The 8,292-nt window shown below is 74.9% G+C and carries 8 protein-coding genes; 3 read left to right on the forward strand and 5 right to left on the reverse strand.

The features are described from left to right. Positions 1–2: 2 nt before the first annotated feature. The 3 genes from E1258_RS09405 to E1258_RS09415 are packed head-to-tail and all read right to left on the reverse strand — an operon-like array spanning position 3 to position 3,975. Positions 3–1,688, reverse strand: coding sequence for a prenyltransferase/squalene oxidase repeat-containing protein (locus tag E1258_RS09405; protein ID WP_243715303.1), 1,686 nt, complete (start codon positions 1,686–1,688; stop codon positions 3–5). Next, entirely contained in the window at positions 1,685–2,599 is a 915-nt protein-coding gene (locus E1258_RS34540; protein ID WP_243715304.1) for a terpene synthase, read from the reverse strand. The genes E1258_RS09405 and E1258_RS34540 overlap by 4 nt, the downstream gene beginning before the upstream one ends. After that, positions 2,596–3,975 (reverse strand): cytochrome P450, encoded by a 1,380-nt coding sequence (locus tag E1258_RS09415; RefSeq protein WP_132398750.1) that lies wholly within the window; start codon positions 3,973–3,975, stop codon positions 2,596–2,598. Before E1258_RS09415 ends, E1258_RS34540 begins: the two co-directional genes overlap by 4 nt. 412 nt (positions 3,976–4,387) lie before the next feature. Here E1258_RS09415 and E1258_RS09420 point away from each other — a divergent pair, with 412 nt between their 5' ends. Continuing rightward, positions 4,388–4,633, forward strand: coding sequence for a DUF2630 family protein (locus E1258_RS09420; RefSeq protein WP_132398752.1), 246 nt, complete (start codon positions 4,388–4,390; stop codon positions 4,631–4,633). An 82-nt stretch (positions 4,634–4,715) separates the two neighbouring features. Here the strand turns inward: E1258_RS09420 and E1258_RS09425 are convergent, their stop codons facing one another. Continuing rightward, positions 4,716–5,657 carry a serine protein kinase RIO gene (locus E1258_RS09425; RefSeq protein WP_132398754.1) on the reverse strand — a complete coding sequence of 314 codons (942 nt, stop codon included), beginning with the start codon at positions 5,655–5,657 and terminating at the stop codon, positions 4,716–4,718. A gap of 231 nt (positions 5,658–5,888) precedes the next feature. Beyond that, complete coding sequence (locus tag E1258_RS09430; protein WP_132398756.1) at positions 5,889–6,533, reverse strand: HAD family hydrolase; 645 nt, start codon at positions 6,531–6,533, stop codon at positions 5,889–5,891. 219 nt (positions 6,534–6,752) lie between these two features. Here E1258_RS09430 and E1258_RS09435 point away from each other — a divergent pair, with 219 nt between their 5' ends. Together E1258_RS09435 and E1258_RS09440 are read left to right on the forward strand one after the other, a co-directional pair. Then, positions 6,753–7,325 (forward strand): TetR/AcrR family transcriptional regulator, encoded by a 573-nt coding sequence (locus E1258_RS09435; RefSeq protein ID WP_007072014.1) that lies wholly within the window; start codon positions 6,753–6,755, stop codon positions 7,323–7,325. Positions 7,326–7,443: 118 nt separating this feature from the next. Continuing rightward, positions 7,444–8,292: TIGR04222 domain-containing membrane protein (locus E1258_RS09440; protein ID WP_132398758.1), on the forward strand; the 849-nt coding region annotated here is incomplete at its 3' end.

Genomic DNA, 8,292 nt, shown 5'->3' on the forward strand with positions numbered 1-8,292 from the left:
ACTCAAGCGGCACTGATCAAGGGGGCCCTCCGGTTCCCGGGCCTAGTGGCGGCGGTGCCGCCGGCCCCGGCACGGACGAGATGGCGGGCCGCGGCGACGGCGGCGCGGACGATCACGGCGGGGCGGTAGAGGTCCTTGTCGTGCCAGAGAGCAGGCTCACCGTCGCGTCCCTCCATGGTGGCCAGGTAGCGCCGGCCCCGGCCGAGCGCCGCGTCGACGCCGGCCGGCGCGGCTGGCCCGGCGGCGCGCAGGACCTGCACGGCGTACGCGGTCTCCTCGATCGTGCCGCCCCACCGTCCCCAGGATCCGTCGGCGCGCTGCCCGGCCAGCACCCACTCGACGGCCCGGTCCACCGCGCCCTCGGCGGCCGGTCCCCGGCCGTGCCCGGACAGGGCGAGCACCGCGCAGCTCGTGGCGTAGTACGGCGAGGCGTGCCAGCGGTCGGACCACTGCCCGTCGGGAAGCTGCCGATCGGCGAGCCAGCCGGTGAGCCGCCGCGTCACCGCGACGAGCCGGGCGTCGGCCGGCGCGTGGTGGGCCAGATGCCAGCCGAACGCGTCGAGCACGTGTGCGTTGGTGGTGACCGACGCGCCGTCCTCCCCCGGCCAGGTGCAGAAGTGCTCGCCCGTGTCGTAGCCCCAGAGGCTGGCCGGGTCGAGCGGGCGGCCGAGGCGGGCCAACGCGTAGAGGGTCACCGCCGTGGTGTCGGCGTCGGCAGGCAGCCCGGGCGCGGTGGGGGTGCCGACGGCGCCGACGGTCGCCACCAGGCCGGCGAGCAGCCGGGGCGGCACCGGCAGCGGCACGCCCGCCCGACTCAGGGTGCTCAGCGCCCAGGCCCGCTCGAAGACCGTGATTCCGGTGGCGCACGGCACCGGCCCGCCCTGCTGGCGGGCCACGCCCTCCAGGTGGGACACCGCGCTCGCCGCCCCGGGCCCCGCGTCGGGTACGCCCAGCCAGGCGGCGGTCGCCGCCGGGGACGCGCCCACGGTGCCGGGCCCGACCGGGGCCACCCCGGCGGCGCGACGAGCCGCCGGGCCGATCACCTCGAGGGCGTGCAGCAGCTTCACCGGCAGCGGACGGCCGGAGGCGACCAGCGCGCGGACCCCGGCCAGCCGGGTACCGTCCAGCCCCGGCGGCAACGGTAGCGGGCCGGCGTCGCGCCAGGCGGCGAGGCCGGGCGGCGGGTCGGCGCGCACGGCGTCAAGGTGCGCGGCGACCGAGCCGACCAGCGCCGGGACGGTCAGGTCGATGGCCGGCAGGTCGGGCGGGGCGGGCGCGGTCGGGCCGGTGAGCCGCCCGTACAGGGCACGCAGCCCGCCGTCCACGGCCCGGGCCAGGCGTTCGGCGGCGCGGACCCCGGGCAGCCAGGCGGCGTCCCCCCGGCGCAGGGCGGTGAGCAGCGCCTCGGTGGCGCTGAGCGTCGGCACCAGGGCGTACCCCTGCCGACCGCCCCACGCGCCGTCGGGACGTTGCGCGGCGAGCAGGTAGGTGATCCGCTCGACGTGGTGCACCAGCCACGGCGCGAGGCTGACCAGACGCCCGGTCTCGTACACCGACGCGGAGGACTGCCCGCCCGGGGTGAGCGTCATCGCGGCGACCAGCTCACGGGCGTCCGCCGCGGACTCCGGGTCCCGCGCGGGCCGGTCGACCGGGCCGGGGGCGGTGGACCGCTGCCGGGCGATCGTCACCGCTGCCCCCAGAAGTCGGTGGACCGGTAGAAGCCGCTGCTGAACCCGATCTGCCGGGCCAGGTACGTCGCCTGGAGCGGGCAGCCGCCGGACAGCGGGGCCAGCAGCTCGGTGCACCGCTCGACCAGCTCGACGATGCGCTGGTCCACCTCGGCGCGGTCGGCCACCAGCAGCAACGCGTTCAGGTCGCCCCATTCGAGGTCCCGCTCGTACGTGGCGAGGTCGTTGACGAGCCGCAGCACCCGCTGCACCTCGTCGCTGACGGCCACCAGCCGGTCCAGCCGCCGGTGGGTTTCCGCGTCGCCGGTCCAGATCCAGTGTGCGACGTTGACCACGGTGCAGGCGAGGTTGTCGGCATTGGCGAGGTACTCGGCGAAGCCGGGCAACGGGGCGCCGTCGCGCTGCCGGGCGGTTTTCCAGTCCCACTCTCGGGCCATCGCGGTCACCGTGCGGCGTACCGCCGCGCGCCATGCGTCGCCCAACGCGGCGAACGCGGGGACTGTCGCGAGGTCGTCGCGGAGTTCGGCGAGCAGGCGTCCGAGCGGGTCGTCGGCGTCCGGGCTCCTGCCCTCGACGACCGCGAGGGCACCGGTCACCACCCGGTCGACGTCCGCCCGGGACTTCGCCAGGTAGTCGATCCGCCAGTCGAGGGCGAATCCCCAGAGCACCATCCGGTTGCTCAGTCGTAGCTGCTCCGCCGTGCACCAGGGCGCGCCGAAGGAGATGGCCAGGGCGATGTTGCTGAACAGCGCGGCGTCGAAGGGCCGGCCGGTGCAGAGGTCGGGGAAGCGGGCGGCCTGCCGTTGCAGGTCGCGCTGGCCCTGCGCGGCGAGCGCGCAGATCCGGCCCTGCTCGGCGGCGGCGGAGAGCTGGTCGGGCAGCACCGTGGACAGTGGCGTGACGAGGTTCACGCGACGGTTCCGGTGCGGACGGGGCGCAGCTCCAGTTCCACGCGGTCCCTCGCCCGCAGCGCGGCGGCGAGCCGCACGGCGGGCAGGCGGGGACTGCGCGCCCGCAGCCGGTAGCGGCTCAACAGGTTCGCCACGATGAGCTGCGCCTCCAGATAGAACAGGTGCATGCCCAGGCACTGGTGCGGGCCGCCGCCGAAGGGGAAGAACGCGTACCGGTGCCGGGCCCGGACCCGCTGCGGGGTGAACCGGTCCGGGTCGAAGACCTCCGGGTCGTCCCAGTACCGCGTCAACCGCTGGGTGACCAGCGAACTGATCAGCAGCGTCGCCCCGGCCGGCAGGCGCACGCCACCAAGCGTCGTCGGCCGGAGCACCTGCCGGGGCGCCAGCCAGCCCACCGGGTAGAGCCGGATCAGCTCGTCGAGCACCATCCGGGTGTAGCGCAGGCGCGGCAGGTGCTCGGGGCCGACCCGGCCACCGCCGGCCACCGAGTCGATCTCCTCCCGCAACCGGGCGGCGACCTCGGGTGAGCGCTCCAGGTGCGGCCAGAGCCAGGTCAGCACGTTTACGGTGGTCTCGGTGGTCACGGCCACCATGGCGACGGTGTCGTTGCGGACCTGCCGCTCGTCCAGTGGCCGGCCGTCACCGGTGGTGCCCCGCCACAGCGTGGCGATGACGTCGTCGCCGTCGCTGCCCCGCGCCGAGCGGACGATCGGCACCAGCACCTCGTCGATGCGCCGGGCGGCGTCCCGGAACGCCCGGTCGCCGGGCATCGGCAGCGCCAGCGGTGCGAACGGCACCAGCACCCGGGGGATCACCGAGGTGGCGATCGCGTCCTGGGCCCGGATGACGCGGAGGGCGTCGGCGACCGAGATCCGGCCGCCGAAGAACGTCTCCATCATCGTCCGGCACACGATCCGGGCCTGCTCGGCGCCAATGTCCACCGGCTGGCCGGCGCGGGCCGGCCCGTCCAGCTCGGCGACCGCGTCGGCGATCGTCACGGCCATCCGGTCCAACACCGACTCTATCCGCCGGGCGGTGAACAGCGGCTGGAGGATGCGCCGGCTGTCCGACCACACCGGACCGTCGCCGAGGATCCCGTCGCCGAACAGCCGGCGCAGCGGACCCCAGAATGCGCCGTCGCCGGCCCGGCCGAAGTTGTCGGCCCGGTCCCCCAGCACCTGCTGCACGTGGTCGGCATCGGTCACCAGGTAGGGCCGGAACGCCCCGACGTTGAGTCGGACCACCTCGCCGCCGGCCCGCTCGCCGAAGTCGACGAGGGCGCGGACGGGGTCGCGGAGCAGGCCGGGCGCGACGTGCCGCAGCGGAACGGATCTCGCTCGCCGAGCACGGGTGGGGGCCGGGTGTGGGGCTACCACGTGTGGTGCACTCCCCTGATCAACTGAGCGTCGCGGAACGACCGTGGAAAGTAACGGTCCCGCCCGAGCATGCCATTGAGCAGGTCAACTTCTCCAGAGGAGAGAAGAATAATTTTCGCGCGCGAAATTTCCCGATTCCACTAGGGACCCGCCACGGGCCCACTACCTGGGCATTCCCACCGCTACCGCCACGCCTCGTAACCAACTGGTAACCAAGTCGGGGTGTTGCGGACGGGCATCGCCTCGTTGCCCGCGCCGTCGATCGCGCATCGGCGGCAGGAACCCGCCGGCCCTCGGCGCCGATGCCGCTCGGCGACGGCCAGGGCCCGCCGGGAGCGCCGTGACGACTTTCGCCAACCCGGCGTGGGGGAGAAGCGGGCACGACCCCACCCGCTGTGCCAGGCTCAGGGGCATGGACGACAAGACCATCCTGAACCGGATCTCCGAGCTGGTCGACGAGGAGCAACGGCTCCGCTCGGCGGCGCAGACGAAGGAGTCCGGCACCGCCGACGAGCAGGACCGGCTGCGCGAGTTGGAGGAGTCCCTGGACCAGTGCTGGGACCTGCTGCGCCGGCGGCGGGCCGCCCGCCAGGCCCACGGTGACCTCGAGGCCCAGGGCGTACGCCCGGTCCCGGAGGTGGAGCGCTACCTCCAGTGACCGGTCAGGCGGCCGGCACACGCCGGCCGCCCCTGGTCCGACGCGGGCGCCGGACCAGGGGCCGGCGCCCGCGCGGCGTGGCTCAGCGGAGGCCGGCCTCGCGCAGCAGCAGCGCGGTCAGCGCCCCCGGGTCGGTGTCGCCGGCCGGCAGGCCACGCGCCGTGAACCAGGCCCCCACCACCCGGACGTCCCTGGCCAGGAACTCCGGGCCCTGCGGGTTGGCCACCACGTCCACCACCTGCGGCAGATCGATCATGACCAGCCGCCCCGCGTGCACCAGCAGGTTGTACGGCGACAGGTCGCCGTGCGCGTAGCCGGCCCGGGCCAGCACCACCAGTGCGTCGACCAGTTGCTCCCACAGCGAGCGCAGCTCGGCCGGCTCGGGCCGGCACTGGGCGAGCCGGGGCGCGGCCAGCCCCTCGTCCGGATCACCGACGAACTCCAGCATCAGCTCGGTGCCGAGTAGCTGCACGGGGTACGGCACGGCGATGCGGCCGTGCGCCGCGCCGATCTCCCAGAGTCGGGAGAGGGCGGCGAACTCGGCGGCGGCCCATTGCCCGGCGATCATCTGCCGGCCGAACGCGGTACGCCCGGCCATCGCCCGGTTCTCCCGGGACCGGCGCACCCGGCGTCCCTCCAGGTAGCCGGCATCGCGGTGGAACAGCCGGTGCTGGGCGTCCCGGTACCGCTTGACCGCCAGCAGGCAGGACCGGTCGGTGTCCGGCACGGCCCGGCGGACCAGGTGGACGTCCGCCTCCTTGCCGGTCTTGAGCACGCCCAGGTCGGTGTCCCGGGCGGCCAGCTCGGTGACCAGCCAGGCCGGGTACGGCTCGGGGCCGTGCACGGCCCGGTCCCACGTGGACCAGGCGTCGCCGGCAGGGACGTCGTCGTCCGGGCCCGGGTCCGGGTCGGTCAGGACCGGCTCGGCGGGCCGGCCGCGCTTCAGGAAATTCGGTTCGTCGTCGTCAAAGCGGCTCTTGCCGCGGCTCCGGCGCCCGCGCGCCGGAAAGTCGTCGTCACGCACTGTGCTGGCGATCCCTTGATCGAGGCTGGTGAAGGCAGGTGGAAGAGCCCTGCAAAGACGGCCATGACGCGACCTCCCCTCCTCGACCGGGAACACCCCGGCTGCGCCCGCGCGCGGCACCATGCTGGGCCACACCCGCGCGCCCCCGCAACCGATTTACCCTGGGGCCGCCGCCAGTTCCAGCGCGCCACCGGGGCCACCGTCAGGTTCAGCGCGCCACCGGGGCCACCGTCAGGCCGCGAGCACGGTGGCGACGGCGGCGATCAGGCCGTCGACGGTGAACGTGGGGGCGAACCGGGTGTCCGTCCAGGCCCGTCCCCGGTGCAGCCAGACGCTGGGCAGGCCCACGGCCGCCGCCCCGCCGATGTCGGCCTCCGGGCTGTCCCCCACCAGCCACGCTCCGCGCAGCGGCATCCGGACCCGCCGGGCGGCCAGCGCGAAGATCCTCGGGTTGGGCTTGCTGACCCCGGCCTCCTCCGAGATCACCCAGTCGGCGACGTACCGGTCCAGGCCGGTCGCGCGGATCATCGCGTCCTGCTGGCGGACGCTGCCGTTGCTCACCACCACCGGCACCCAGCCGGCGTTGTCGGCGATGCGCAGCGCGCAGGCCACCAGCGGGTCGAGCCGGGTGTACGCGGCCACCCCGTCGTGCAGCTCCTCCACCAGGTCCAGCGAGGAGATCAGCAGCCCGTACCGGTCGCGGATCGCGTCAGCCACGTCCCACCGGTCGGTCAGCCCGTCGGCGTCGATCGACAGCAGCCAGTCGATGTCGGTGGCCGGCGCGCCGATGCCGTCGAGAAAGCGCTCGCCCCAGGCGCGGAACGGCCCGGCCCGGTCGAGCAGGGTGTTGTCCAGGTCCAGCAGGAGCAGCGGCACTCGGGCACCTTAAGGGAGACGGGCCGCTGGCCGACAGGGCCGGCCGGCACGGCGTCACCGGGCGATGGTAGCCCGCCACCGGTGGGTCGATCACGCATCGGCTCCCTCGCCGGCACCGCCCGTGGCCAGCGCCTGCACCCCTGACCGCCGACGTTGCCGGCACGTTACAAGCCGTACGTACGGTTTGCAAGGTGTCCGGTCACCTGACACGATCGTGTGGTGCCCAGAGTAAGTCAGGACCAGCTCGACGCCCGCCGGCAGGAGATTCTCGCCGCAGCTCGGGCCTGTTTCGCCCGGCACGGCTACGAGGGCGCCACGGTGCGGCGGCTCGAGGAGGCCACCGGGCTGTCCCGGGGCGCGATCTTCCACCACTTCCGCGACAAGGACTCGCTCTTTCTCGCGGTGGCCGAGGACGACGCGGCGGCCATGGTGGAGACGGTCGCCCGCAACGGCCTTGTCCAGGTGATGCGGGACCTGTTGGCCCGGGCCGTCTCCCCGGACACCACCGGCTGGCTGGGCAGTCAGCTGGAGGTCTCCCGGCGGCTGCGCACCGATCCGGCGTTCGCGCGCCGCTGGGCGGAACGGTCCGCCGCCATCGCGGAGGCGACCCGGGGCCGGCTGGCCCGCCAGCGGGAGGCCGGGGTGCTCCGCGAGGACGTACCCATCGACGTGCTGGCCCGGTTCCTCGAACTCGCCTACGACGGCCTGGTGCTGCACCTGGCGATGGGCCGCCCGGCCGGCGACCTCGGCCCGGTGCTCGACCTGGTCGAGGAGGCCGTCCGCCGCCGCTGACGGCCACCGCACCGGCGGGGGCGGATCTCGGTCCGGTAACTCGGTGACCGACCCGGGCCGGACGTGGTGGCCCTGCCCCACAATGAGCGCGCAACCCCTCGCGCGACAGGAGAGCAGCATGACCGTCATCGCGGCGCCCGGGGACACCTGGGGCATCCCCGGTCCCACCTTCCTCGGCTTCTACCTGTTGGCCGGCCTCATTGTCGTGGTCGGCGCGTTCGTCCACCGGCGGCGGGTCCTCGCCGGCCCTTCGGCCGTCGGCGTCGGCCAGCTCGGCCCCCAGCAGGCGGCCTACCTCAACGGCGGCAACCAGCTCGCGATCTGGGCCTCGCTGGGCGGCCTGCGCGGCGCCGGCGTCGTCGGGGTCCACCCCGACCGGCGGCTCGCCGGCGGCGGCCCCCTGCCCGCGGGAGCCACCCCGCTGGACCGGGCGGTCCACCATGCCGTCAACCGTGGCCTGCACGCCCGGGATCTGGGCCGCGACCGCCGGGTGCTGGAGGCCCTCGAACAACTGCGCCAGGGCCTTGAGCGGCAGGGCCTCGCGCTGACCGCGGATCAACGCAACTCGGCCCGCACCGGCGCGTTCCTGCTGTTCGCCCTCGTCGGGCTCGGCGTGTTCCGGATCTTCGCTGGGCTGTCCAACGACCGGCCGGTCGGCTTCCTGGTGCTCGCCGTGATCCCCCTGGCCATCGCCTCCGCGCTGCTCGCCCGGGTGCCGTGGCGAACCCGGGCCGCCAACCGGGCCCTGCGCGAGCTGCGCCGCAGCAACGTGCACCTCGCCCCCGCCTCCGCCCCGGCGTACGCGACCTACGGGGCGGCCGGCGCGGCGATGGGCGTGGCCCTGTTCGGCACCGCCGCGCTGTGGGCCATGGACCCGGGCTTCGCCGAGCAGGCCGAGATCCAGCGTCAGGCGCTCTCGGGCACCGGCAGCAGTTCGTCGGACGGGGGCAGCTCCGGCGGCGGGGGC

It is taken from the genome of Micromonospora sp. KC207, assembly GCF_004348615.1.
Classification (GTDB): Bacteria; Actinomycetota; Actinomycetes; order Mycobacteriales; family Micromonosporaceae; genus Micromonospora.

What these genes read in the sequence shown, in the direction of transcription:
- E1258_RS09420 (WP_132398752.1), top strand. Translation starts at nt 4,388, where the DNA reads ATGGACGACAAGACCATCCTGAACCGGATCTCCGAGCTGGTCGACGAG.